This window comes from Burkholderia sp. AU31652 (assembly GCF_002223155.1).
GTDB lineage: Bacteria > Pseudomonadota > Gammaproteobacteria > Burkholderiales > Burkholderiaceae > Burkholderia.
In genome coordinates, this window is sequence record NZ_NKFG01000004.1 from 831881 (window position 1) to 855764 (window position 23884).

The window sequence follows — 23884 nt, forward strand, 5'->3', positions numbered from 1 at the left end:
TGTTACTAATACCCGCATGCGACGCATCCACCTTCCTCCGCTGCAGACGCTGCGCGCGTTCGAGACCGCCGTGCGGCTGCAGAGCTTCACGCGTGCGGCCGATGAACTCGCGCTCACGCAAGGCGCCGTCAGCCAGCACATCCGCGCGCTCGAGGCGCAGCTCGGCTATCCGCTCTTCACGCGCGAGCGCAACGGTGCGACGCCGACGCACGCCGCGCACGCGCTCGCCCTGCAGGTACGCCAGGGCCTCAGCGTGCTCGAGCGCGCGTTCGAGCCGGCACTCGCCGTGCGCAGTCGCCCGCGCACCTGCGACGTCACGCTGAACGTCAGCGTGCTGCCGAGCGTCGCCGAGCGCTGGCTCGCGCCGCGCCTGCCGCGCTTCGCGGCCGCGCATCCGCACATCGCGATCGCGCTGCACCCGGACGTGGCGCTGGCGCCGCTGCACAAGCGCGACCGCATCGACGTCGCGCTGCGCTACGGGCCCGGCACGTGGCCGGGCGTCGTCGCCGAGAAGCTGATGAACGAGACGATCTTTCCGGTCGCGAGCCCCGCGTACCGCAATCGCGACGGCGTCGCGCCGCGCGCGCCGGCCGATCTCGTGCGCGCGACGCTGCTGCGCCATCCCGCGCAGCCGTGGGAACCGTGGCTCCAGGCCGCGCGGCTCGACCTCACCGAATCCGCGCGCGCGCCGCGCTTCACCGATCCGAATGCGCTGATCGACGCGACGCTGAAGGGGCGCGGCGTCGCCCTCGCGCGCCGCTCGCTGATCGAGCCCGAACTCGCGAACGGCACGCTCGTGCGCGTGTCGACGGTGCGCGTGACCGACGTGTATGCGCACTACGTCGTGTGGCGCCCCGGCCATCCTCACGAAGCGGCGATCCGCACGTGGCTCGACTGGCTGCGCAGCGAGGTGCGGCGCAGGACGCCGCGGCGCTGACGCCGGCGCTCACGCCCGCATCGGCATCGCCACCTTGTCGAGCGTGATCGGCAGATCGCGCACCCGCACGCCGGTCGCGTGAAAGACCGCATTGGCGATCGCGGCCGGCACGCCGGTGATGCCGATCTCGCCGATGCCGCGAATGCCGAGCGGATTGAAATGCGTGTCGCTTTCGTCGACGAAACTCACGTCCAGCTCGCCGATGTCCGCGTTCACGGGCACGTGATATTCAGCGAGATTCGCGTTCGTGAAGCGGCCGTGCCGCACGTCGAGATGCGAGTCTTCCTCGAGCGCGGTGCCGAGCCCCCACACCATCCCGCCGATCAACTGGCTGCGTGCCGTTTTCGCGTTGAGCAGGCTGCCGACGCTGTAGACGCCGACGATGCGCGGTACGCGAATCGTGCCGAGTTCCGCATCGACGTGCACTTCGGCAAACACCGCGCCGAAGGAATGAGACGCATAGCGCGACTTCTCGTCGCCCGGCTTCGTCGTCGCCTGCACGTCGATCGGCTGACCGCCCGCGCGCGCGATCACCGCCGCGGCCGGATCGCGCCGCGAAGGGTCGTCGCGATGCACGACCCAGCCGTTGTCGACCGTCACGTCGTCGGCCGCGACGCCGTGCAGCGGCGATCCGGGGGCGGCGACCGCCAGCGCGACCAGCTTCGCGCGCGCCTGCAGCGCGGCCTCGCGCACGGCCGGCGCCACGCTCGCCGCTGACTGCGAGCCGCCCGATACCGGCGCACGCGGCAGGCTGGAATCGCCGAGCACGAAGCGCACGTTCTGCGGCGAGAAACCGAGCGCATCGGCCGCGACCTGCGTCATCACCGTGTAGGTTCCGGTGCCGATGTCCTGCGTGCCCGACGCGACTTCGGCCGTGCCGTCCGGCAAGATGCGCGCCCGCGCCGACGCTTCGCTGCGGTTCGCCGGATACGTGGCGGCCGCCATCCCGAGGCCGATCAGCGTGTCGCCGTCGCGCATCGTGCGCGGCGCGCCGGTGCGGCGCGACCAGCCGAAGCGCCGCGCGCCGAGCTCGTAGCATTCGCGCAGCTTGTTGCTCGACCACGGCTTGCCGTCCTGCGGATCGACCGCCGCGTAATTCGCGAGCCGCAGCGCGACCGGGTCCATGCCGAGTTGCCACGCGAGCTCGTCCATCGCCGATTCCAGCGCGAACGAGCCCGACGCCTCGCCGGGCGCGCGCATGAACGTCGGCGTGCCGACGTTCAGCGACACGATCCGGTGCGTGGTCGCGTGGTTCGGCACCGCGTACATGATCCGCGACGGCATCCCGCACATCTCCATCCAGTCCTCGAACGTCGACGTGGTGGCAATCGTGTCGTGGCGCATCGCCGTCAACGTGCCATCCTGGCGGGCGGCCATCACGATGCGCTGTTCGGTGAACGGCCGCCCGCCGACCGGGCCGAACATCTGCGGCCGCGTCAGCGCGAGACGAACCGGGCGCCCGACCTGCTTCGCGGCCATCGCGCACAACGACACGTGCGACCACGACGAACCCTTGCAGCCGAAGCCGCCGCCGAGGAACGGTGAAATCACGCGCACGTGGTCCGGCGCGATGCCGAAGACCGCGGCCACCGCCGTGCTCGCGCCCGACACGCCCTGTGTCGCATCGTGCAGCGTGAGCGTCGGGCCGTCCCAGCGCGCCATCGTCGCATGCGGCTCGATGGGGTTGTGATGCTGCATCGGCGTCGTATAGGTCGCGTCGATGCGCACCGCGCCTTCGCGCAGGCCCGCATCGACGTCGCCGCGCTGCGTATCCATCGGGCGGCCCTGCTGCTTCGGCGGCACGCGCGCGCAGCGCAACGCCTGCGCGAAATCCGCCACGGCATCGCTCGCGCGATAGCGCACCTGCACGGCATGCGCGGCGTCGGTCGCCTGCTCGAGCGTTTCGGCGACGACGACCACGACGGGTTCGTTGCTGTAGCGCACCGTGTCGTCCTGCAGCAACGTGAGTCGGCGCCCGGCGGGCGGCGACAGCGGCGGCCGGCCGCCGTTGGGCAGCCGCATCGCATTCTCGTGCGTGATCACGATCAGCACGCCCGGCATCGCGCGGGCGCGCGCCGCATCGATCGACTCGATGCGCCCGGCTGCGATCGTGCTCGTCACGAGCACCGCGTGCGCGAGCCGCGCATCGGAGAATTCGGCCGCGTAGTGTGCGCCCCCCGTCACCTTGAGCACGCCGTCGACACGGTCCAGCGGCTGTCCCGTCATCGTGTTCATGCGGCACCTCCCGTCGTGGCGGCTGCCGTTTCGACCGCACGGACGATCGCCCGCTGCGCGAGCGCGACCTTGAAGCCATTACCGTCGAGCGGCCGCGCGTCGCGCAACGCCAGCGCGGCCGCCTCGCGCAGCGTCGCGTCGGTCGGCGTGCGGCCCACGAGATGCGCTTCCGCCTCCATCGCACGCAACGGCTTGTGCGCGACGCCGCCGAGCGCGATCCGCGCATCGGCGACGCGCGGGCCGTCCATCCGCAGCGCAGCCGCGACCGACACCAGCGCGAACGCGTAGCTCGCGCGATCGCGTACTTTCAGATAGTGCGCATGGTCGGCGAAGCGCGGCGGCGGCAAGTCCACCGCGGTGATCAGCTCGCCCGGCTCGAGCGCCGTGTCGAGGTCGGGACGATCGCCCGGCAAGCGGTGAAACGATGCGATCGGAATCTGCCGCGCGCCGCGCGGGCCGCTCACCTGCACGACGGCGTCGAGCGCGGCGAGCGCGACGCTCATGTCCGACGGGTTCACCGCCACGCACTGGGAGCTGGCGCCGAGGATCGCGTGCATCCGGTTGTGGCCGCCGAGCGCCGCGCAGCCGCTGCCCGGCTCGCGCTTGTTGCACTGCGCGAACGCGGGATCGTAGAAATACGGGCAGCGCGTGCGCTGCATCAGGTTGCCGCCGACGGTCGCCATGTTGCGCAATTGCGCGGACGCGCCGGCGAGCAGCGCCTGCGACAGCAGCGGATAGTCGGCGCGCAGGCGCGGATGATCGGCCGCATCGCTGTTGCGCACGAGCGCGCCGATGCGCACGCCGCCGCCGGGCAGCGCCTCGACCGTATCGAGGCCCGCGATGTGCGTGATGTCGATGAGCGTGACGGGCCGCGCGACGCCGCCCTTCATCAGGTCCAGCAGGTTCGTGCCGCCGCCGATGAAGGCGGCGCCGGGCCGCTGCGCCGCGCGCACGGCGCCGGCGACGTCGGTCGCGCGTTCGTAGGAGATCGCTTCCATTGTGGTGCCCTCCGTCGGCTAGCCGCGCGCCGCGTGCGCGGCGCGCACGGCGGCGACGATGTTCGGGTACGCGCCGCAGCGGCACAGGTTGCCGCTCATGCGCTCGCGGATCTCGTCGTCCGACAGCTGCGCGGGACGGCGCCGCACGTCGTCGGTGGCGGCGCTCCCGGCCCCCGCCGCGAACTCGTCGAGCAGCGCGGTCGCCGAGCAGAGCTGGCCGGACGTGCAGTAGCCGCACTGGAACGCATCGCATTCGACGAATGCGCGCTGCACCGGGCTCAGCACGCCGCCGCGCGCCAGCCCTTCGACGGTCGTGATTCGTGCGCCTTCGTGCATCACCGCGAGCGTCAGGCATGCGTTGATGCGCCGCCCGTCGACGAGCACCGTGCACGCGCCGCACTGCCCGCGATCGCAGCCCTTCTTCGTGCCCGTGAGCCCGGCGTATTCGCGCAGTGCGTCGAGCAGCGTGACGCGCGGTTCGAGCTGCAGCGTGTACGCGCGCCCGTTGATGTCGAGACGCACGGGCTGCGCCGGCACCGGATCGCGGCGGGGCGCGGCCGGCGCGGATGCCGCGTACGACGGCGGCGGATGAACGTGCGATGCGGCGCTGACGGTCGCGGCCGCCGCCGCGGATTGCAGGAAGCGGCGCCGCGCGGCACTGGACGGCGTGTCGTGCGGCAACCGCGGCGCCGCTGAATGGCCGGGCCCGAGCGGCGACGGGGCGGCATCGCGCGCCGGTTCGGCAGACGGAGAATCGGATCGATCGCTGGACATGGCTTCTGCTCGCTCAATGGTCGATGGACGCAGATGTGCTGCCCGTGCCCGGATGGCGGCGCGGGCGGCACGCCCATCGGCAACGAGCAATTCCGGTGCCGCGAAACGGCGGGGCAACGCCGATGTGTCGCGTCAGTCACCCGTGCGCGGCGCGGCACGGGCGGCAGACGGAACACGTTGCCGCTGACCCTGCCTTCATGACACCACGCTGGCGCGCGGCTGGCCGTTCGCTGACGAAGCGGCAATAACGCCCGGTTTTCCGGCGCATCCGGCCACACATCGGTCGCAAGTTGCCGGGTGCATGTGCCGCGGCGCACACGGCGCTTGCGTCGCCGTGGCCGGGTCGCGTCGTGGCGCGCCGTGTAAATGCGCGCAGCATCCGTCTCTGCTGGAAAATTCCGCCACGCGTGCCGGCGGATCGCCGCGAAGGCGTTCCGTCGGCCTGACGAAAACATGTCGCGATCACACTCGCATCGCAAACGATTCACCGAAACGTCGCATCGCGGCGGCATACTCGAAAACGTTTCCCGATCAGCCTGCCAGGAGAGAAGTCATGCGTCGCGTTTTCGTCGCCGTCGTTCTATGTGCCGCCGTTTTCGTCGCCGCCTGCAGCGACGACGCGCCGCACGACGCCAACGCGACCGACGCCGCGCAGCAGGCCGGCGGCGCATCGAGCGGCGCCGCCGGCGCGTTCAACAGTGACGCGAGCGCGAATACCGCCGCGTCCGATGCCGCGCCGCTCGCGCCGCCCGTCGTGCACTACCCGCCCGATGACGACGACGATGCGAAGCCCGCCGCGAATGCAGCCGCCTCCAGCGCGGCCGCGTCGTCGCCGGGCTGATCCCGCCACTACGTGAAATGAGTCGGACCCGCTCGGGGAGAGCGGTGGGCATTCGTTGGGAGGCGTCGCTGACATGACGTCACGGTCGGCGGCGGCGCAAACAGCATGGCGTCGCGCCACCTCGCGGGCCACGCCGAGCCCGGCCGGCCGAGCGATCCGGCCCCGGCCGGCGTCAGGCCCGTGCGTGCGCCGCACGCGCAACGGCACGCGATGCCGCGACAGCCGCCGCGCGGCACGCGCCGCGCCGCCCGCCCGTCAGACCGCGTGCGCGAGCGCGCGGTCGACGAGCGCGGTTTCGAAGCCGTCGTCCGCGTCGCGAAAGCGCAGCGGTGCCGCGCAATGGACGAGCGTATCGATGAAGTACTTCGCGCGCGGCCACGGCCCGAAGCCGGCCGCGGTGTTGATGTGCCCGGCGTCGCCGAGGTTCACGAACGCGCTGCCCAGGTGCTGCGCGAGCGTGCGCGCGTCGCCGAGCGGCATCCACGGATCGGTTTCGCTGCCGATCACGATCGACGGCACGGCGAGCCGGCGCGCGTCGAACGGCCCGGCAAACGTGAATTTCTTCGGACTGGCGGGCGCGACGAGCAACACGCCCGCGACATCGCCCGTATGCGGCCACTGCCCGAGCGCATGCGCGGCCGCGAGGCAGCCGAAGCTGTGCGCGGCCAGCACGAACGGGCCGCGTTCGCGGTCGAGCAATGCGCGCACCGATTGCGCCCAGCGCGCGAGATCGGGCGCATCCCAGTCGTCCTGATCGACGCGCAGCGAGCGCGGGAACTGCCGTTCGAGCCAGGTCTGCCAGTGAGCGCCTTCGCTGCCGTGCAGGCCCGGAACGGTGACGAGCCGCGGCGGCCACGCCGATTTGCTGCATGCGCGCATGATTGCCCTCGCTTGCTTGAAGACGGGATTCGATTGTGGCGCGGCGTCCGCGGCGGCCGAACCAATATTTTGTGCTTTGCTTTTGCGGGGGCCGGCCATCCGGGGGCAGGCCATCCGGGCGTCCGCCCGCCTCGCGCACCGGCGCGCGATGCGCCGCGAAACCGTAGAATGTGGGCTTCCCGTCAGCTTCACACGGAACCGGGGCCGGGCGCCGACGCGCCGGGCGCCCGGTCGTCAGGAGACGCCCGATGTCCGCTACGCCCGCCGGCGCGCCGCGCCCGGCCCCGCTCGCCGTTCCCGTGACGCGCCTCGCCGGCGCGCGCGCCGTCATCCAATGAAGATCCTGTTCCATTCCCCGCAGCAGGAAGCCGCCGCGTGGCGCGACCAGATCGCGCATGCGCTGCCGGAAGCCGAACTGCGCGCGTGGCAGCCGGGCGACACGGCCGCCGCCGACTACGCGCTCGTCTGGCGCGCGCCGCGCGAATTCTTCGCCCCGCGCGACGGCCTGCGCGCGATCTTCAACCTCGGCGCCGGCGTCGACGCGCTGCTCGCGCTCGAGCACGCGCATCCGGGCACGCTGCCGCCGCACGTGCCGCTCGTGCGGCTGGAAGATTCGGGCATGGCGCAGCAGATGGTCGAATACGTGACGCACGCGGTGCTGCGCTACCTGCGCCGCTTCGACGAATACGAAGTGCTGCAGCGCGAGCGCCGCTGGCAACCGCTCGAACCGCATGCGCGCGCCAGCTTCATCGTCGCCGTGCTCGGCCTCGGCGTGCTCGGCGCGCAGGTCGCGCGCGCGCTCGCCGCGCTCGGCCTGCCCGTGCGCGGCTACAGCCGCAGCGCGAAGCAGCTCGACGGCGTGACGACCTTCGCGGGCGACGGCGCATTCGATGCGTGCATCGACGGCGCGAAGATGCTCGTCAACCTGCTGCCGAGCACGCCCGACACCGACGGCATCCTGGCGTCGCGCACGTTCGCACGGCTCGCGCCCGGCGCGTATGTCGTCAACGTCGCGCGCGGCGCGCATCTCGTCGAAGCCGACCTGCTCGACGCGCTCGCGAGCGGCCAGATCGCCGCCGCGACGCTCGACGTGTTCCACCGCGAGCCGCTGCCGGAAGACCATCCGTTCTGGCACGCGCCGCGCATCACGATCACGCCGCACAGCTCGGCCGAGACATTGCGCGACGAAGCCATCGCCCAGATCGCCGGCAAGATCCGCGCACTGGAGCGCGGCGAGCGCATCGGCGGCATCGTCGACTACGCACGCGGCTACTGAACCTACAAGCACACCAGGAGACAACCATGACGTTCCCCACCGCCGTCAAGATCGTCGAAGTCGGCCCGCGCGACGGGCTGCAGAACGAGAAGACCTTCGTGCCGACCGACGTGAAGATCGCGCTCGTCGACCGCCTGTCGCACGCCGGCTTCCGCAACGTCGAGGCCGCGTCGTTCGTGTCGCCGAAATGGGTGCCGCAGATGGCCGACGGCGCCGACGTGATGGCCGGCATCGAGCGCCGCGCGGGCACCGTGTACTCGGTGCTCACGCCGAACCTGAAGGGCTTCGAGCATGCGGTCGCGGCGCGCGCGGACGAAGTCGTGATCTTCGGCGCGGCGAGCGAGGCGTTCTCGCAGCGGAACATCAACTGCAGCATCGCCGAGAGCATCGCGCGCTTCGAGCCGGTCGCGAAGGCGGCGAAGGATGCGGGCCTGCGGCTGCGCGGCAGCGTGTCGTGCACGCTCGGCTGCCCGTACCAGGGCGACGTGCCGGTCGCATCGGTCGTCGACGTCGTCGAGCGCTTCGCGGCGCTCGGCTGCGACGAGATCGACATCGCCGACACGATCGGCGTCGGCACGCCGAAGCGCACGCGCGAAGTGCTCGCGGCCGTCACGCGCGTGTTCCCGCGCGAACGCCTGTCGGGCCACTTCCACGACACCTACGGCCAGGCGCTCGCGAACATCTACGCGGCGCTGTTCGAAGGGATCGAGATCTTCCACGCGTCGGTCGCCGGCCTCGGCGGCTGCCCGTACGCGAAGGGCGCGACCGGCAACGTCGCGACCGAGGACGTGCTGTACCTGATGCAGGGCCTCGGCATCGACACCGGCATCGACCTCGCGCAGGTCGTCGCCGCCGGCGACTTCATCTCGAACGCGATCGGCCGCGCGAACGTGTCGCGCGCCGGTCGCGCCCTGCTCGCCAAGGCGCAGAGCGCGGCCGACGCCGCGAACTGCGTATGACCCCGGTATTCGATGGATTCCTCAACATGACGACACCTGCTTCATTCGATTCCCTCCCCGACTCCGCGCGACGCGTCGCGCTGCTGCTGCGCGAGCGTGGCCATGCGAAAGGCATCGTGATGCTCGCCGAAACCGGCAAGACCTCGGCCGAAGCCGCGGCCGGGCTCGGCTGCTCGGTTGCGCAGATCGCGAAGTCGATCCTGTTTCGCCGCCAGTCGGACGGCGCGCCGGTGCTCGTGGTCGCCAGCGGCGTGAATCGTGTCGACGAGAAGAAGGTCGCCGCGCAAGTCGGCGCGGTTGGCCGCGCGGACGCGAAGTTCGTGCGCGACCACACCGGCTATGCGATCGGCGGCGTGTGCCCGATCGGTCATCTCGTCGAACCCGTCACGCTGATCGACGCCGACCTGCTCGAGCTCGACAGCCTGTGGGCGGCCGCCGGCCATCCGCACGCGGTGTTCAACCTGTCGCCGAACGAACTCGTGTCGCTGACGGGCGCGCCGGTCGCGGACGTCGCGTTGCGGGAGCCCGCATGAGCGACGTGCCGGTGACGGTGCCGGTCGGCACGGTCGCGTCGCCGTGCACCGACGTATGCCGAATCGATCCGCGCACCGACTGGTGCGCGGGCTGCCTGCGCACGCGCGGCGAGATCAAGGGATGGCGCGCGTCGGACGACGACGCGCGGCGCGCGTTGCTCGCGCGGCTCGATGCGCGGCGGCGTCTGCTGGCGAGAAGCGGCGCATAAAAAAAAGCCGTTCAACCTGACAGGCGAACGGCATCGAGATCGGAATCCTGTGAACGTGATCAACGTCACAGCCCGCATCATACGAGCGACGCGGCCGCATCGCATCGGGTGTTTCCCTACAACTTCTTACAGCGTCTCGGACGCGTGCGCGCGCACGACTTTTGCTCGTCACGCACACGCCGTCTCCGCAATACACGCGCCCGAAATACGCATTCGACGAGCGGCTGCGCTGCCCCGTAGCGGCTCGCCGAATCGCACGACCGTTTCAGTGGCCGACGGCCGTACGACGGGCCGGCACGATGCGCCAGCCGAGATTCACGCCGGCCGCCGCGAGCAGGATCAGCAGCGCGCCGACCACCTGCGTCCACGCGAGCGTCTGCCCGAACGCGACGTGATCGACGACGATCGCGACGACCGGATAGACGAACGACAGCGCGCCGGTCATCGCGGTCGGCAGCTTCTGGATCGCGCCGTACAGCAGCACATACATCAGACCGGTGTTCACGACGCCGAGCACGACGAGGTCGAGCCACTGCCCGGCGGTCGCCGGCAACGTGCCGAAGTGCGCGAACGGCGCGAGCAGCAGGACCCCGAGGCCGGCCTGCAGCAGCGCGAGCAGATGCGGCGGCGTGCCCTTCAGGTGCTTCGTGACGATCGACGAGATCGCATACAGGAACGCCGCGCCGAGCGACAGCGCGACGCCTTCCAGGTATTCGCCCGGCACCGCGAGCACGGCCGGCTCGACGCGCACCACGGCGACGAGCCCGACGAAGGCGAGCGCGAGCCACGCGACGGTGGACGCGGTGATCCGCTCGCGGAACACGATCGCGCCGAGTGCGACGAGCATGAACGGCTGCGTGTTGTAGACGGCGGTCGCCATCGAGATCGACGCGCGCGAATAGGCGGCGAACAGCAGCAGCCAGTTCGCGACGATCGCGACGCTGCCGAGGGTCGCCAGCGCGAGCATCCGCGGCGAGAACAGTGCACGGCGCAGGAACCCGAACGCCGCGCAGACGATCGCGAGCGTCGCGGCGCCGAACAGGCAGCGGAAGAACACGACGTTCGTCAGCGGCTGCTGCGACGACATCACGAGCCAGCCGATCGTGCCGGACATCATCATCGCGACGACCATCTCGGCGGCGCCGCGGCGAATTTCATTCGAAGCCATCGTGAACTCCGTTCAGAAGAGTGGATGACTTCGATTCTAGAAACTTGCTTTCGCGGCAACCACGGCTAAACTGAAGTGAATCGACCGATTCACCTTCGAAAGCAAAGTGATCATGCCGAAACGCCTTTCCCCGCCCGCCGTCGCGTCGCTCGACGCGACCGACCGCGCGATCCTCGCGGCGCTGGCCGACGACGCGCGCATCGCCACCAGCGAACTCGCCCGGCAGATCGGGCTGTCGGCGCCCGCGACCGCCGACCGCGTGCGGCGGCTCGAGGCGCAAGGCGTGATCGCCGCGTTCACCGTCGAGCTCGACCCGCGCGCGCTCGGCTACACGCTGCAGGCGATCGTTCGCGTGAAGCCGCTGCCCGGCCAGCTGCATCTCGTCGAAGAGATGCTGCGGCGGATTCCCGAATTCGTGGAGTGCGACAAGGTGACCGGCGACGACTGCTTCATCTGCCGGCTCTACCTGCGCACGATCGCGCACCTCGACGACATCCTGTCGAAAGTGACGGAGCGCGCCGAGACGAGCACCGCGATCGTGAAGTCGACGCCGGTGCCGCGCCGGCTGCCGCCGCTCGTCGAGGACGACGGCGCGCACCGCTGAACGAGCCGGTACGCGGCCGCGCCGCCCGCGTGCGCACGCGTGCCCGCCGGTGCGGTCATGCAGCCGCGTCGCGCGCCTCGAAGAACGCCAGCAGTTCGTCGATCAGCGCGACGGGCGCCTCTTCCGGAATGTAGTGCCCGCACTCGAGCGCGCGGCCGCTGACGTCGCGCGCGACACGGCGCCATTCGTCGAGCGGATCGAAGCAGCGGCCGACGATCCCGTTCTCGCCCCACAGCACGCGCAGCGGACACGCGACCTTGTTGCCGCGCTCGAGATCCGCACGGTCGTGCTCGAGATCGATCGTCGCGGACGCGCGGTAGTCCTCGCACATCGCATGCACGGCGCCCGGCTGCGCGAGCGCGGCCCGGTACGCGGCGAGCGCCTCGGGCGCGAACGGCGCCAGCCCGGCGGACCGGTTGCCCATCACGCGCTCGATGTACGCATCGGTATGCGCACCGACCAGCGTCTCGGGCAACGGCTCCGGCTGGATCAGGAAGAACCAGTGGAAATATGCGGTCGCGAACGCGCGATCGGTTTTCTCGTACATCGCGAGCGTCGGTGCGATGTCGAGCAGCATCATCCGCTCGACGGCGTCCGGATGATCGAGCGCGAGCCGGTGCGCGACCCGCGCGCCGCGATCGTGCGCGCACACATGGAAGTGCTCGAAGCCGAAATGCCGCATCACGGCGACCTGGTCGGCCGCCATCGCCCGTTTCGAATACGGCACGTGCTGCGCGTCGCTCGGCGGCTTGCCCGACGCGCCGTACCCGCGCAGGTCGGTGGCGATCACCGTGAAATGATTCGCGAGCGTCGCCGCAACGCGATGCCAGATCATGTGGGTTTGCGGATGTCCGTGCAGCAACAGGAGCGGCGGACCCGCGCCTCCTTTGACACCGAAGATGTCGGTGTCCTGCACCGTCACGCGAAACGGTGCAAACGCCTCAAACGACATGGTTTATTTCTCGTTGGTTTGTTATGGCGGCTATTTTAGGAGCGCTTGCGCGTCAGCACAGCGGCGCAACAGCCAGAATCCGTAGAAAGAGAACACTCACTCGATTGCCGGCACACCGCGCATTTTGTTAAGCTCGCGTAGAATCGCACGATCGTTCGTATTAATAAGGACGACATCGTTTCGCCGCTACACTCGAATCACCGTTCGACCGCAAAGCATGGCGCCGGCGCGACCGCGCGGGCGCCCCTGGAGACTGGAGACATCACATGGCATTGCCCACCGTCCTGCAGAACCTGACGCTGCCCGTCATCGCATCGCCGATGTTCATCGTCAGCTACCCCGAACTCGTGCTCGCGCAATGCAAGGCGGGCATCGTCGGTTCGTTCCCCGCGCTCAACGCCCGCCCGGCCGAACTGCTCGACGAGTGGCTCACGCAGATCCAGTCCGATCTCGCCGATCACCAGGCAAAAAATCCCGGCGCGGTGATCGGCCCGATCGCGGTCAACCAGATCGTCCACCAGTCGAATGCGCGGCTCGAGCACGACGTGCGCGTGTGCGTCGAGCACAAGGTGCCGATCTTCATCACGAGCCTGCGCGCACCGGCGCGCGAGATCGTCGACGCGGTGCACAGCTACGGCGGCATCGTGCTGCACGACGTGATCAACCTGCGTCACGCGCAGAAGGCGCTCGAAGCCGGCGTCGACGGGCTGATCCTCGTCGCGGCCGGTGCAGGCGGCCATGCGGGCACGACGTCGCCGTTCGCGCTCGTCGGCGAAGTCCGCAAGATCTTCGACGGCCCGATCGTGCTGTCCGGCGCGATCGCGAACGGCGGCTCGATCCTCGCGGCGCAGGCGATGGGCGCCGACTTCGCGTACATGGGCACGCGCTTCATCGCGACGCAGGAAGCGCACGCGATCGACGACTACAAGCACGCGATCGTGAACGCGAAATCGTCGGACATCATCTACACGAACCTCTTCACGGGCGTGCACGGCAACTACATTCGCGAGAGCATCGAGAAGGCCGGCCTCGATCCGGAGGCGCTGCCGGAATCCGACAAGACCAAGATGAATTTCGGCAGCGACAAGACGAAGGCGTGGAAAGACATCTGGGGCGCCGGCCAGGGCGTCGGCCTGATGGACGACCTGCCGAGCGTGGGCGCGCTCGTCGAGCGCCTGAAGCGCGAATACGACGACGCGAAGGCGCGACTCGGCATTCCGCGCTGACGGGTGCGGCGGCCCTCGCGGCCGCCGCCGGCGCGCATGCCGGCGGACAAAACAAAAAGCGCGAACCGCAGCGGTTCGCGCTTTTTCATTGCCCCGCTGTAGCGGGACACACGGCGGCTCAGACCGCGCGCTTCATCCGCGTGATCGGCATCACGCGCAGGCGCGATTCGATCGACGGGCACAGCGACTGCCCTTCGAAACGCGCCGCCAGGAAGTCGACGAACGAACGCACCTTCGCGGATACGTGACGACGGCTCGCGTAGACCGCGTAGATCGGCGCCTCGTGCGGCGGCACCGCATCGAGCAGCACCGGCACGAGCCGGCCGGACTCGATGTCGTCGCCGACCACCTCGGTGCCGAGCAGCGCGATGCCCGCGCCCGCGAGCACGGCCGCACGCAGCCCTTCGAGATGATTCACGATCAGGTTGCCGTTGAGGTTCACGCGCGACGCGGCGGCCGCGTCGATCACCAGCGCGTCGAGCATCGTCGAATTCGAGTCGCGCCGCAGGTAGTTGTGGTGCGCGAGATCGCCGATCGTCGCGGGCGTGCCGTGCTTCTCGAGATACTCGGGCGACGCGACCAGCAGGATGTGCGCGGTCGCGATCTGACGTGCGACCAGCGACGACGATTTCAATCCGTTCGGCGCCGCGCGCACCGCGACGTCGTAGCCTTCCTCGATCAGGTCGACCACGCGATCGGACAGCGTCATGTCGACGGTCACGTCCGGGAACCGGCCCGCATAGTCGGTGACGGCCTGCATCACGTGCCGCAGCCCGAACGCCGATAGCGACGTGACGCGCAGCCGGCCTTGCGGCACCACGCTCGCGGCGCCGACGGCCTGCCCGGCTTCGTCGAGTTCGGACAGCGCCTGCACGAGGCGCTCATAGTATTCGCGTCCCGCCTCGGTAGGGGCGACGCGTCGTGTCGTGCGATGCAGCAGCCGCGCACCGAGCTGCTGCTCGAGATGCATCACGTGCTTGCTCGCCATCGCAGCCGACATCTGCATGCGCTCGGCCGCGCCGACGAAGCTGCCCACTTCGACGACGTAGCGAAACACATTCATGCTGACGAGGGTATCCATCGAACTAGCTCGTAATGACGGGGAATGGTCCAATTACGAGATAGGGTAACAAAGGCGGGGAAACAGAAAGGTCAAGAAAGGCAAAACGGCGCCGCGGGGTCGCAGCGCCGTTTTTGGCGGGAAAACATGCAGTCCGGACGCGCTTTTCACCCGCGTCCGGCACGCCGGCCGCGCGTGCGCGTCAGAACTTCGCGCGGATGCCGGCGCCGAACGTGTTGCCGGTCGACAGGCCGCTGATGTGGTCGTTCATGTACGCGGCGTAGACGTCCGTGCGCTTGGACAGCGGATAGTCGTAGCCGACGGCCCAGGTCTGGCGCGTCTGGTCGAGGCCGCCCGAATCGCGCGAGTACGCGTACGACGCCATCGCGTTGCCCACGCCGAGCGGCACCGACACGCCGCCCTGCGCGGTGTTCACATGCCAGCTGCCCGCGACCTGGTCATTCTTCGTATACATGTACTGGCCGAACAGCTTCACGTATTTCAGGTCGTAGGTCGCCCCGACTTGCGCGATGCCCTGGCTCTTCATGCCGGCCACCAGCGCGCTCAGGTCACGCGGGCCGTTGTTGAAGTTCACGTACTGGTAGACCGCGGTCGCCGCGAACGGACCGTTCGCATAGTTGAACTGCGCGCTCCACTTCTTCGAGCCGTTGTCGCCGGCCTGGTTGCCGAGTGCGTACATCGCGCCGAAATTCAGGCCACCGAACGAAGGCGACGTGTACGACAGCGCGTTGTTCCAGCCCGAATCGCCGACGGCACCCTGGTCGCTCGGGTAGGTCGGGAACGTGCCAAGGCCGAGGAACACGTGATACACCATCGGCGAGAAGGTGTACGAGTCGTAGAACGGGTTGAACAGGATCGTCGACAGGAACAGGTGCGTCGTCAGGCGGCCGGCCGTCACCGTGCCGTACGGCGAATCGATGCCGACGTAGGCGTTGCGTGCGAAGAACGTGTCGCCCTGGAAGCGGCCGAACTGGCCGTTCTGGGCGCGGAAGAAGCTTTCCAGCGTGAAGATCGCCTTGTAGCCGTTACCGAGATCCTCGGCGCCGTGCAGGCCCCAGTACGACGTCGACATCCCGCCGCCGCTCACGTTCCATGCGCGGTTGCCGCCCGGGAACTTGGTTGCGCCGACCCATTCGTCGACCTGCCCGTAGAGCGACACGCTCGACTGTGCATGGACGGGGGCGGTAGCCGCCACGCAGGCGGCCGCGGCGATCAGCTTGACGGACGTGCGCGACGCACGGCGAGCGAATGCTTTCATTGGATCTCCAGATTTTGTCGAATTGTCGATAAGTGGCGCGAGCGTTGTTTTATGGAGCCGAGTGCTTGCGTCGTATGGGGCGCAGCCATCTTTACGGATCATTCGTCCGGCCAAAATTGCGCACACTTATTGCTGGTATAGCGCCAGCATTAACTTCGCGGAATGGATACATGGCCGGGCACCTGCCGGCGGCCCCGCACGAACGCGGTCGCGCGGCGGGACGGCAGCGGGGCACACGCGAGCCGGGCGCGAAAGATAGCGCAATGCGACGGGAAAATCAGCGGAAATCTGTGCGCGACTGTGGCGAATTCGCATCAGCCGGCGGAGGGACGAGCGCGCGGGCGCTCAGTTTCGGTAGAACGGGGAGAAAGACGGCGAGTGCGCAGGCTCTTCCTGCGAGCGGGGCGGCGGCATCGGACGTCCGCCGCGCTCCTCGTTGTAGCGCGCGACGTCGGCGCGGATCGAACCGGCACGCAGCGGCACGTTGCCGCCGCCCGGCGGGCGCGGCACCTGGCGCACGTCGGCGCTGATCGGACGATACGGGCTTTGCGCGGCGTAATGGCCATACGACGGCGTCGGCCGCAGCCCCCAGCGGGAGCCGTAGCCGTTCACGCCGCCGGCGCGTGCACCGGCCAGGGGCGCCGCGCGGCGCCAGACGGGCCCACCACCAGCCGGCTGACCGTACGCGCCGTACGCGCGCATGTCGCCGCCACCGAAGCCGTGGCCGCCGAACGCATGACCGCCGCCGTGGGGCGGTTGCGCGAGCGCGAGCGGCAACAGCAGCGCGCCGAGCACGCCTGCCACCCATCGTCCGATCTTCCGTTTCACCCGTTCCGTCATCGTTCAGTGCCTGTCCACGCCCGCCGCCGGCTCCTTTCGGCCGACCCAAGGCTTTCAGCAGTAATTTATGAGCGGGCCGAAAGCGTGTCGAGCCAAAAAGTGTTATGTCGCCGGCATCGGTGTAACACCATGTTACTGCTAGGTTTTTTCACTTCCGGGCGCGACCGCGACAGAACATTCTTCTGCCGTTTCGCGCCCGGCCGGGCCGATGCCGCGGGCGCTGTTGCATGAGATCAGCTCATCAATCGATTCCCACAATGCATTTGTGTAGTGAATCGCCGACCGGGACAATGACGCCATCCGCGCGCGCGACGCGCGCCCTTGCCGTTTCCGAATCGAGTTCCCGATGGCCCGTCCCCGTTTTCTTCCCGACAACTTCACGCTCGCGCTCGTCGGCACCGTCGTGCTCGCAAGCTTCCTGCCGTGCCGTGGCCCGGCCGCCCATGCGTTCAACTGGGCGACCAACATCGCCGTCGGCCTGCTGTTCTTCCTGCACGGCGCGAAGCTGTCGCGCGAAGCCGTCATCGCGGGTGCGACCCACTGGCGGCTGCACGCGGTCGTGCTGCTCAGCACGTTCGCGCTGTTCCCGCTGCTCGGCCTCGCGCTGAAACCCGTGCTGCAGCCGCTCGTCACGCCGACGCTGTATGCGGGCGTGCTGTTCCTGTGCACGCTGCCGTCGACGGTCCAGTCGTCGATCGCGTTCACGTCGATCGCGAAGGGCAACGTGCCGGCCGCCGTGTGCGCGGCATCCGCGTCGAGCCTGCTCGGGATCTTCGTCACGCCGGCGCTCGTCGGGCTGATGATCACGTCGCAGTCGGCGGCCGCCGCGTCGCCGTGGAGCACCGTCGGCAGCATCGTGCTGCAGCTGCTCGTGCCGTTCATCGCCGGCCAGTTGCTGCGGCCCATGATCGGCGGCTGGATCGACCGCAACCGCGGCGTGCTGCGCTTCGTCGATCAGGGCTCGATCCTGCTCGTCGTCTACGTTGCCTTCAGCGAGGCCGTCAACGAAGGCCTGTGGCACCAGATCCCGCCGCGCGCGCTCGGCGGCCTGCTCGTCGTCAACCTCGTGCTGCTCGCGATCGCGCTGCTGCTGACCGCGTTCGTCAGCAAGCGGCTCGGCTTCAACCGCGCCGACCAGATCACGATCATCTTCTGCGGGTCGAAGAAGAGCCTCGCGGCCGGCGTGCCGATGGCGAAGGTGATCTTCTCGGCGAACGCGGTCGGCGCGATCGTGCTGCCGTTGATGCTGTTCCACCAGATCCAGCTGATGGCGTGCGCGGCGCTCGCGCAGCGCTGGGGCGCGCGCGACATGAGCGGCGAGCACGACGAGGGCGACGCGGCATCGGCGTCCGGCGCGCTGAGCCCGGGCAAGCGCTGACGAGCAGGGCGGCGGGACGGTCAGCGGGGGGTGCCGTTCCGGCGGTTTTGTCCTCCTGCCTTCCTGCTTTCCGCCTTCCTGCTTTCCGCCCTCCTGCTTTCCGCCCTCCTGCTTTCCGCCCTCCTGCTTTCCGCCCTCCTGCTTTCCGCCCTCCTGCTTTCCGCCCTCCTGCTTTCCGCCGTCCGCTTCCGGCCTCACCGCCTCACCGCCCTTCCAGCTTCACACCCGACGCGATGCACCACCAACGCCCATCGCGTCACGAAATCTTCATTCAATTCTCCGCGCGCGATGCCGTTATGTCGGGCGTCCCGTCGATTCGGCTGCTCTCGCCCATGCCCGCGCCCCACTCCGATTCCGCTGCAGCCAGCATCACGCGCCTGATCGCGGATCGCGCGCTCGCCGCCGTCTTCCAGCCGATCGTCGATCTCGGGTCGGGGACGGTCGTCGGCTACGAGGGCCTGATACGCGGCCCGCGCGGCACCGACCTCGAACCACCCGCCGCGCTGTTCGCGCAGGCCGCGCGCGAAGGCGAGACGATCGCGCTCGAACAGGCCGCCGCGCGCACCTGCCTCGACGCATTCGCGGCACTCGGCTGCGACGGCAAGCTGTTCCTCAACTTCAGCGCCGGGACGATCCTGAAGCTCGCCAGCGAACGCGAGCGTGCACGTCAGCTCCTCGTGCGCGCGCGGATCGGCGCCGAGCGCATCGTGATCGAGCTGACCGAGCAGAATGCGATTCCCGATGTCGCCCAGATCGGCCCGGCGGTCGCGTCGCTGCGCGACGCCGGCATCCAGTTCGCGCTCGACGACTACGGCACCGCGAACGCGAGCATGAACCTGTGGCTGCGCCTGCATCCGGATGTCGTGAAGATCGACCGCTTCTTCATCCACGACATCGCCCGCGACCCGCTCAAGTTCGAAGCCGTGAAGGCGATGCAGCACTTCGCGCAGGCGAGCGGCGCGAAACTGATCGCGGAAGGCATCGAGAACGAAAGCGACCTGATCGTCGTGCGCGACATGGGCATCTGCTGCGTACAGGGCTTCCTGCTCGGCCGGCCGAACGCGCAGCCGTCGCGGGTCGTCGCGCCGGCCGCGCGCGATGCGATCCGCGCGCCGCACATCGCGGTGTTTCCCGGCGCGACGCGCTCGGTGCGGCCGGCCGGCACGATTGCCGGGAAGATGCTGGTGCCGGCGCCGGCGCTGCCGCGCGACGCGACCAGCAACGACGTGCTCGAGCTGTTCAACCGGATGCCCGACCTGCATGCGGTCGCGCTCGTCGAACGCGGGCGGCCCGTCGCGCTCGTGAATCGCCGCGGCTTCATCGATCGCTTCGCGCTGCCGTATCACCGCGAGGTGTTCGGGAAGAAGCCGTGCCTGCAGTTCGCGAACGACGCGCCGCTGATGATCGACAACGCGACGACCTTCGAGCAGCTCGCGATGCTGCTCGCGAGCCACGACCAGCGCTATCTCGCGGACGGCTTCGTGATCACCGAACACGGCCGCTACGTCGGGCTCGGCACCGGCGAGAGCCTGGTGCGCGCGGTGACCGAGATGCGCATCGAGGCCGCGCGCTACGCGAATCCGCTGACGTTCCTGCCCGGCAACATCCCGATCAGCGCGCACATCGACCGCCTGCTCCAGCGCGACGCCGGCTTTCATGCGTGCTACGTCGACCTGAACCAGTTCAAGCCGTTCAACGACCAGTACGGCTACTGGCAGGGCGACGAGGTGCTGAAGTTCGCGGCGACGGTGCTGGCCGGCGTGTGCGACCCGCAACGCGACTTTCTCGGGCACGTCGGCGGCGACGATTTCCTCGTGCTGTTCCAGCGCGCCGACTGGCGCGAACGCGCCGCCGACGCGATCGCCCGCTTCAACGAAGGCGCGCAGCTCTTCTACACGCAGGCCGACCGGCAGGCGGGCGGGCTGCACGGCGAGGACCGCCATGGCAACCCGGCGTTCTTCGGCTTCGTGACGATGGCGATCGGCGCGGTCGGCGTGGCGGCCGGCGCGCACGGCGCGAAACGCTACGGCAGCGACGAGATCGCATCGGTCGCCGCGCTCGCGAAGCGGCGCGCGAAACAGCAGCCGGATGGGCTCGCGGTCGTCGACCTCGATGCGGGCCGCGCTGCGCTGCGCCATCGCGGCGAACCGCCGGCCGTGGCAATCCGCTGAACGGCGGGTGACCGCCGTTTGCAGACACGACGCGGCCGGTGCGGCGGGGGCGCGCATTCATGCACCATGCAGCCAGACCGTTAGTTGCACTGCACCTTTCCGGCGGCCCGCGGAGGCAACCGCGCACGACTCGCGCGAATACGTGAAGCCAGCCCGCTTGCCGCCCGTTTCCCGCTCGCCATGCACCCGCACGTTCACCTTGCCTTTTTCGCGTTTTGTTTAGTATTTTTAGTAACGGTGTTTTCGCAGATTAGCGCTTAAAACCCGGGAATTTGCGGGTATTCCCCGGCTATCCGGCCCGAATTCCGCAATACGTTTTACTATACAATCGCTTTCACCCTAAACAAACCGGACCCCGAACGATGGGTACGACCATTCGCGATGTGGCGCGGGCGGCAGAGGTCTCGATCGGCACCGTCTCCCGCGCGCTGAAAAACCAGCCGGGCCTGTCCGAAGCGACGCGTGCGCGCATCGTCGAGATCGCGCAGCGGCTCGGCTACGATCCCGCGCAACTGCGGCCGCGCATCCGCCGGCTCACGTTCCTGCTGCATCGCCAGCACAACCGCTTCCCGGCCAGCCCATTCTTCTCGCACGTGCTGCACGGCGTCGAGGATGCGTGCCGCGAGCGCGGCATCGTGCCGACGCTGCTCACGGTCGGGCCGAACGACGACGTGCTGCGCCAGATGCGCCCGCACGCGCCCGACGCGATCGCGGTGGCCGGCTTCATCGAGCCCGAGACGATCGAGGCGCTCGCCGCGACCGGCCGACCGCTCGTGCTGATCGACCTGTGGGCGCCCGGGCTGCGCTCGGTGAACATCGACAACGCGACGGGCGCGGCGCTCGCGATGCGCCACCTGCTCGCCACCGGCCGCACGCGGATCGCGTTCATCGGCGGCTCGCCCGCGCACTACAGCATCGCGCAGCGCGCGATCGGCTACCGGCGCGCATTCTTCGAGGCCGGGCGGCTGTTCGATCCCGCGTACGAAGTGACGATCGATGCGGGGCTCGATCCCGACACCGGCGCAGCACGCGCGATGGAGCAGTTGCTCGACGCGCCGGGCCCGCGCCCGGAAGCCGTGTTCGCGTACAACGACGCGGCCGCGCTCGCCGCGCAGCGCGTCTGCACCGCGCGCGGGCTGCGCATTCCCGACGACATCGCGATCGTCGGCTTCGACAACATCCCGGCCGCCGCGCACGCGAGCCCGCCGCTCACGACGCTCGCGGTCGACAAGGAGGCGCTCGGCCGCCGCGGCGTCGAGCTGCTGCTCGCGGAGGCGCCCGAGCGCACCGAGATCTCCCTGCCCGTCGAGCTGATCGTGCGGGCCAGCAGCCAGCCCGCCGGCTCCCCGGCACTCGATACCGCCACGGTCACCGAATCATGAACATGCCCCCGGTCCAACCCTGCACGGCCGCGCCGGCCGCCCACACGCAAGCCGCGCCGTTCGTCGCGAGTTTCCGCGACCCGTCGTTCCTGCTGTCGCACATCGAGGACACGCTGCGCTTCTACGCGACGAACGCGTTCGACCCGACGGGCGGCTTCTACCACTACTTCCGCGACGACGGCAGCATCTACAACCGCACGTCGCGCCACCTCGTCAGCAGTTGCCGGTTCGTCTTCAACTACGCGATGGCGTACCGGCATTTCGGCGATCCGCGCCACCTGGAATACGCGCGCCACGGGCTGCGCTTCCTGCGCGACGCGCACTGGGACGACGCACTGCAGGGCTACGACTGGGAACTCGACTGGCGCGACGGCGCGAAGCGCGCGACGCTCGACGGCACGCGCCACTGCTACGGGCTCGCGTTCGTGCTGCTCGCGGCCGCGCACGCGACGATGGCCGGCCTCGACGAGGCCCGCCCGCTGATCGCGGCCACCTTCGAGCTCGCCGAGCACCGTTTCTGGGATGCGGCCGCGGGCCTCTATGCGGACGATGCGACGCCGAACTGGATCGTGTCGTCGTACCGCGGCCAGAACGCGAACATGCACATGACGGAGGCGCTGCTCGCGGCGTACGAGGCGACCGGCCACCTCACGTACCTCGATCGCGCGGAAAAGCTCGCGTCCCACATCACGCAGCGCCAGGCCGCGCTGTCGGGCGGGCTCGTGTGGGAGCACTACCATGCGGACTGGTCGGTCGACTGGGATTACAACAAGGAAGACAGCTCGAACATCTTCCGCCCGTGGGGCTTCCAGCCCGGGCATCAGACCGAATGGGCGAAGCTGCTGCTGATCCTCGAGCGGCATCGCCCGCTCGACTGGCTCGTGCCGCGCGCGGCCGAGCTGTTCGACGCGGCGCTCACGCATGCGTGGGACGCCGATCACGGCGGCCTGTATTACGGCTTCGGCCCCGACTTCACGATCTGCGACCACAACAAGTATTTCTGGGTGCAGGCGGAAACCTTCGCGGCCGCCGCGATGCTCGGCGCGCGCACCGGCAGCGAGCGCTTCTGGGACTGGTACGACGAGATCTGGCGCTACAGCTGGGCCCACTTCGTCGATCACCGCTACGGCGCGTGGTACCGCATCCTCACCTGCGACAACCGCAAGTACAGCGACGAGAAGAGCCCGGCCGGCAAGACCGACTATCACACGATGGGCGCGTGCTACGACGTGCTCGCGACCCTCGCGCGCGCGCAACGCAGCGAGCCGACGCAATGAGCGGCGGCACGTTTCCGGCTTTCGTGTCGGCAGGCGACATCCTGACCGACATGGTGCGCGCGGGCGACGCGCAATGGACCTCGGTGCCGGGCGGCGCCGGCTGGAACGTCGCACGCGCGGTTGCGCGGCTCGGCGTGCCGAGCGCGCTCGCGGGCTCGATCGGCGAGGACTGCTTCTCCGACGTGCTGTGGCGCACGAGCGAAGCGGCCGGGCTCGACCTGCGCTTCCTGCAGCGCGTCGCGCGGCCGCCGCTGCTCGCGATCGTCCACGAGACGCGCCCGCCTGCTTACTTCTTCATCGGCGAAGCGAGCGCCGACCTCGCGTTCGATCCGGCGCGGCTGCCGGCCGGCTGGACCGACCACGTGAAATGGGCGCACTTCGGCTGCATCAGCCTCGTGCGCGAACCGCTCGCCGGCACGCTGGCCGCGCTCGCGGCCGACCTGCACGCGCGTGGCGTGAAGATCAGCTTCGACCCGAACGTCCGGAACCTGATGACGGCCGCATTCCGGCCGACGCTCGAGAAGATGGCCGCGCTCGCCGACCTGATCAAGGTGTCCGACGAGGACCTGCGGCACCTGTTCGGCGGCGACGGCCCCGACGCGATCGCCGCGGTGCGCGCGCTGAACCCGCACGCGGCCGTGCTCGTCACGCGCGGCGCGCAGGCGGCGACGCTCTACGCGGACGGCGACGTGCATGAAGCGAGCCCGCCGCGCGTCGAGGTCGCCGACACCGTCGGCGCGGGCGACGCATCGATCGGCGGCATGCTGTTCAGCCTGATGGCCGCGCCGCAGCGAACCTGGCGCGAGCACCTCGTGTTCGCGCTGGCGGCGGGCGCCGCGGCCTGCCGGCATACGGGCGCGCACGCGCCGACGCTCGACGAGGTCGTCGCGCTGATCGAACGATGAC

At 69.6% G+C, this 23884-nt stretch carries 22 protein-coding genes; 13 read left to right on the forward strand and 9 right to left on the reverse strand.

Going from position 1 to position 23884, the window contains the following annotated elements:
- Positions 1 to 16: 16 nt before the first annotated feature.
- Positions 17 to 937, forward strand: a complete 921-nt coding sequence (locus CFB40_RS16250) for a LysR substrate-binding domain-containing protein (RefSeq protein ID WP_089431785.1) — start codon at positions 17 to 19, stop codon at positions 935 to 937.
- Positions 938 to 946: 9 nt separating this feature from the next.
- Here CFB40_RS16250 and CFB40_RS16255 read toward each other — a convergent pair whose 3' ends face one another.
- The 3 genes from CFB40_RS16255 to CFB40_RS16265 are packed head-to-tail and all read right to left on the reverse strand — an operon-like array spanning position 947 to position 4944.
- A complete protein-coding gene (locus CFB40_RS16255) occupies positions 947 to 3172 on the reverse strand; it encodes a xanthine dehydrogenase family protein molybdopterin-binding subunit (protein ID WP_089431786.1) in 2226 nt (741 codons plus the stop codon).
- On the reverse strand, positions 3169 to 4170 hold the full coding sequence (locus CFB40_RS16260; RefSeq protein ID WP_089431787.1) for an FAD binding domain-containing protein: 1002 nt from the start codon (positions 4168 to 4170) through the stop codon (positions 3169 to 3171). The genes CFB40_RS16255 and CFB40_RS16260 overlap by 4 nt, the downstream gene beginning before the upstream one ends.
- Before the next feature lie 18 nt (positions 4171 to 4188).
- Positions 4189 to 4944: a (2Fe-2S)-binding protein gene (locus CFB40_RS16265; protein WP_089431788.1), complete on the reverse strand. Its 756-nt coding sequence runs from the start codon at positions 4942 to 4944 to the stop codon at positions 4189 to 4191.
- Between the two features lie 553 nt (positions 4945 to 5497).
- Between CFB40_RS16265 and CFB40_RS16275 the strand changes: the two genes are divergently transcribed.
- On the forward strand, positions 5498 to 5785 hold the full coding sequence (locus CFB40_RS16275; protein WP_089426471.1) for a hypothetical protein: 288 nt from the start codon (positions 5498 to 5500) through the stop codon (positions 5783 to 5785).
- A gap of 255 nt (positions 5786 to 6040) precedes the next feature.
- Here CFB40_RS16275 and CFB40_RS16280 read toward each other — a convergent pair whose 3' ends face one another.
- Positions 6041 to 6664, reverse strand: coding sequence for an RBBP9/YdeN family alpha/beta hydrolase (locus tag CFB40_RS16280; RefSeq protein ID WP_089431789.1), 624 nt, complete (start codon positions 6662 to 6664; stop codon positions 6041 to 6043).
- 334 nt (positions 6665 to 6998) lie between these two features.
- Between CFB40_RS16280 and CFB40_RS16285 the strand changes: the two genes are divergently transcribed.
- Genes CFB40_RS16285 through CFB40_RS16300 form a run of 4 tightly spaced genes read left to right on the forward strand, consistent with a single transcriptional unit; the run spans position 6999 to position 9641 of the window.
- Entirely contained in the window at positions 6999 to 7940 is a 942-nt protein-coding gene (locus CFB40_RS16285; protein WP_089431790.1) for a 2-hydroxyacid dehydrogenase, read from the forward strand.
- 26 nt (positions 7941 to 7966) lie between these two features.
- Positions 7967 to 8899: a hydroxymethylglutaryl-CoA lyase gene (locus CFB40_RS16290; protein WP_089431791.1), complete on the forward strand. Its 933-nt coding sequence runs from the start codon at positions 7967 to 7969 to the stop codon at positions 8897 to 8899.
- 26 nt (positions 8900 to 8925) lie between these two features.
- Entirely contained in the window at positions 8926 to 9432 is a 507-nt protein-coding gene (locus tag CFB40_RS16295) for a YbaK/EbsC family protein (protein ID WP_089426475.1), read from the forward strand.
- Positions 9429 to 9641: a DUF1289 domain-containing protein gene (locus CFB40_RS16300; protein ID WP_089426476.1), complete on the forward strand. Its 213-nt coding sequence runs from the start codon at positions 9429 to 9431 to the stop codon at positions 9639 to 9641. Before CFB40_RS16295 ends, CFB40_RS16300 begins: the two co-directional genes overlap by 4 nt.
- A 265-nt stretch (positions 9642 to 9906) precedes the next feature.
- On the opposite strand, the gene CFB40_RS16305 is transcribed toward CFB40_RS16300, so the two are convergent.
- Positions 9907 to 10809: a DMT family transporter gene (locus CFB40_RS16305; RefSeq protein WP_089431792.1), complete on the reverse strand. Its 903-nt coding sequence runs from the start codon at positions 10807 to 10809 to the stop codon at positions 9907 to 9909.
- Positions 10810 to 10921: 112 nt separating this feature from the next.
- On the opposite strand from CFB40_RS16305, the gene CFB40_RS16310 reads away from it, so the two are divergent.
- Complete coding sequence (locus tag CFB40_RS16310) at positions 10922 to 11413, forward strand: Lrp/AsnC family transcriptional regulator (RefSeq protein ID WP_011353413.1); 492 nt, start codon at positions 10922 to 10924, stop codon at positions 11411 to 11413.
- 55 nt (positions 11414 to 11468) lie between these two features.
- Here the strand turns inward: CFB40_RS16310 and CFB40_RS16315 are convergent, their stop codons facing one another.
- Positions 11469 to 12365 carry an alpha/beta fold hydrolase gene (locus CFB40_RS16315; protein WP_089426478.1) on the reverse strand — a complete coding sequence of 299 codons (897 nt, stop codon included), beginning with the start codon at positions 12363 to 12365 and terminating at the stop codon, positions 11469 to 11471.
- A gap of 266 nt (positions 12366 to 12631) precedes the next feature.
- Here CFB40_RS16315 and CFB40_RS16320 point away from each other — a divergent pair, with 266 nt between their 5' ends.
- Positions 12632 to 13591 carry an NAD(P)H-dependent flavin oxidoreductase gene (locus CFB40_RS16320; protein ID WP_089426479.1) on the forward strand — a complete coding sequence of 320 codons (960 nt, stop codon included), beginning with the start codon at positions 12632 to 12634 and terminating at the stop codon, positions 13589 to 13591.
- Positions 13592 to 13709: 118 nt separating this feature from the next.
- Here the strand turns inward: CFB40_RS16320 and CFB40_RS16325 are convergent, their stop codons facing one another.
- The 3 genes from CFB40_RS16325 to CFB40_RS16335 all read right to left on the reverse strand — a co-directional run bounded on the left by CFB40_RS16325 (position 13710) and on the right by CFB40_RS16335 (position 16770).
- On the reverse strand, positions 13710 to 14672 hold the full coding sequence (locus tag CFB40_RS16325; RefSeq protein ID WP_089426480.1) for a LysR family transcriptional regulator: 963 nt from the start codon (positions 14670 to 14672) through the stop codon (positions 13710 to 13712).
- A gap of 181 nt (positions 14673 to 14853) precedes the next feature.
- Positions 14854 to 15930 (reverse strand): porin, encoded by a 1077-nt coding sequence (locus CFB40_RS16330; RefSeq protein WP_089426481.1) that lies wholly within the window; start codon positions 15928 to 15930, stop codon positions 14854 to 14856.
- 345 nt (positions 15931 to 16275) lie between these two features.
- Positions 16276 to 16770: a peptide-binding protein gene (locus CFB40_RS16335; protein ID WP_089426482.1), complete on the reverse strand. Its 495-nt coding sequence runs from the start codon at positions 16768 to 16770 to the stop codon at positions 16276 to 16278.
- A 346-nt stretch (positions 16771 to 17116) separates the two neighbouring features.
- Here CFB40_RS16335 and CFB40_RS16340 point away from each other — a divergent pair, with 346 nt between their 5' ends.
- From CFB40_RS16340 to CFB40_RS16360, 5 genes are all read left to right on the forward strand, one after another.
- Positions 17117 to 18148: a bile acid:sodium symporter family protein gene (locus CFB40_RS16340; RefSeq protein ID WP_089426483.1), complete on the forward strand. Its 1032-nt coding sequence runs from the start codon at positions 17117 to 17119 to the stop codon at positions 18146 to 18148.
- A 332-nt stretch (positions 18149 to 18480) separates the two neighbouring features.
- Entirely contained in the window at positions 18481 to 20319 is a 1839-nt protein-coding gene (locus tag CFB40_RS16345) for an EAL domain-containing protein (RefSeq protein WP_089431900.1), read from the forward strand.
- A 362-nt stretch (positions 20320 to 20681) separates the two neighbouring features.
- Positions 20682 to 21701 carry a LacI family DNA-binding transcriptional regulator gene (locus CFB40_RS16350; protein WP_039355370.1) on the forward strand — a complete coding sequence of 340 codons (1020 nt, stop codon included), beginning with the start codon at positions 20682 to 20684 and terminating at the stop codon, positions 21699 to 21701.
- Positions 21698 to 22978, forward strand: coding sequence for an AGE family epimerase/isomerase (locus tag CFB40_RS16355; RefSeq protein WP_089426484.1), 1281 nt, complete (start codon positions 21698 to 21700; stop codon positions 22976 to 22978). Before CFB40_RS16350 ends, CFB40_RS16355 begins: the two co-directional genes overlap by 4 nt.
- Positions 22975 to 23883, forward strand: a complete 909-nt coding sequence (locus CFB40_RS16360) for a carbohydrate kinase family protein (protein ID WP_089426485.1) — start codon at positions 22975 to 22977, stop codon at positions 23881 to 23883. Before CFB40_RS16355 ends, CFB40_RS16360 begins: the two co-directional genes overlap by 4 nt.
- Position 23884: the final 1 nt, after the last annotated feature.

Bases quoted from the DNA above. Each gene is read 5' to 3' on its own strand.
- CFB40_RS16250 (WP_089431785.1), top strand. From the start codon at position 17: ATGCGACGCATCCACCTTCCTCCGCTGCAGACGCTGCGCGCGTTCGAG.
- CFB40_RS16255 (WP_089431786.1), bottom strand. From the start codon at position 3,172: ATGAACACGATGACGGGACAGCCGCTGGACCGTGTCGACGGCGTGCTC.
- CFB40_RS16260 (WP_089431787.1), bottom strand. From the start codon at position 4,170: ATGGAAGCGATCTCCTACGAACGCGCGACCGACGTCGCCGGCGCCGTG.
- CFB40_RS16265 (WP_089431788.1), bottom strand. From the start codon at position 4,944: ATGTCCAGCGATCGATCCGATTCTCCGTCTGCCGAACCGGCGCGCGAT.
- CFB40_RS16275 (WP_089426471.1), top strand. From the start codon at position 5,498: ATGCGTCGCGTTTTCGTCGCCGTCGTTCTATGTGCCGCCGTTTTCGTC.
- CFB40_RS16280 (WP_089431789.1), bottom strand. From the start codon at position 6,664: ATGCGCGCATGCAGCAAATCGGCGTGGCCGCCGCGGCTCGTCACCGTT.
- CFB40_RS16285 (WP_089431790.1), top strand. From the start codon at position 6,999: ATGAAGATCCTGTTCCATTCCCCGCAGCAGGAAGCCGCCGCGTGGCGC.
- CFB40_RS16290 (WP_089431791.1), top strand. From the start codon at position 7,967: ATGACGTTCCCCACCGCCGTCAAGATCGTCGAAGTCGGCCCGCGCGAC.
- CFB40_RS16295 (WP_089426475.1), top strand. From the start codon at position 8,926: ATGACGACACCTGCTTCATTCGATTCCCTCCCCGACTCCGCGCGACGC.
- CFB40_RS16300 (WP_089426476.1), top strand. From the start codon at position 9,429: ATGAGCGACGTGCCGGTGACGGTGCCGGTCGGCACGGTCGCGTCGCCG.
- CFB40_RS16305 (WP_089431792.1), bottom strand. From the start codon at position 10,809: ATGGCTTCGAATGAAATTCGCCGCGGCGCCGCCGAGATGGTCGTCGCG.
- CFB40_RS16310 (WP_011353413.1), top strand. From the start codon at position 10,922: ATGCCGAAACGCCTTTCCCCGCCCGCCGTCGCGTCGCTCGACGCGACC.
- CFB40_RS16315 (WP_089426478.1), bottom strand. From the start codon at position 12,365: ATGTCGTTTGAGGCGTTTGCACCGTTTCGCGTGACGGTGCAGGACACC.
- CFB40_RS16320 (WP_089426479.1), top strand. From the start codon at position 12,632: ATGGCATTGCCCACCGTCCTGCAGAACCTGACGCTGCCCGTCATCGCA.
- CFB40_RS16325 (WP_089426480.1), bottom strand. From the start codon at position 14,672: ATGGATACCCTCGTCAGCATGAATGTGTTTCGCTACGTCGTCGAAGTG.
- CFB40_RS16330 (WP_089426481.1), bottom strand. From the start codon at position 15,930: ATGAAAGCATTCGCTCGCCGTGCGTCGCGCACGTCCGTCAAGCTGATC.
- CFB40_RS16335 (WP_089426482.1), bottom strand. From the start codon at position 16,770: ATGACGGAACGGGTGAAACGGAAGATCGGACGATGGGTGGCAGGCGTG.
- CFB40_RS16340 (WP_089426483.1), top strand. From the start codon at position 17,117: ATGGCCCGTCCCCGTTTTCTTCCCGACAACTTCACGCTCGCGCTCGTC.
- CFB40_RS16345 (WP_089431900.1), top strand. From the start codon at position 18,481: ATGCCCGCGCCCCACTCCGATTCCGCTGCAGCCAGCATCACGCGCCTG.
- CFB40_RS16350 (WP_039355370.1), top strand. From the start codon at position 20,682: ATGGGTACGACCATTCGCGATGTGGCGCGGGCGGCAGAGGTCTCGATC.
- CFB40_RS16355 (WP_089426484.1), top strand. From the start codon at position 21,698: ATGAACATGCCCCCGGTCCAACCCTGCACGGCCGCGCCGGCCGCCCAC.
- CFB40_RS16360 (WP_089426485.1), top strand. From the start codon at position 22,975: ATGAGCGGCGGCACGTTTCCGGCTTTCGTGTCGGCAGGCGACATCCTG.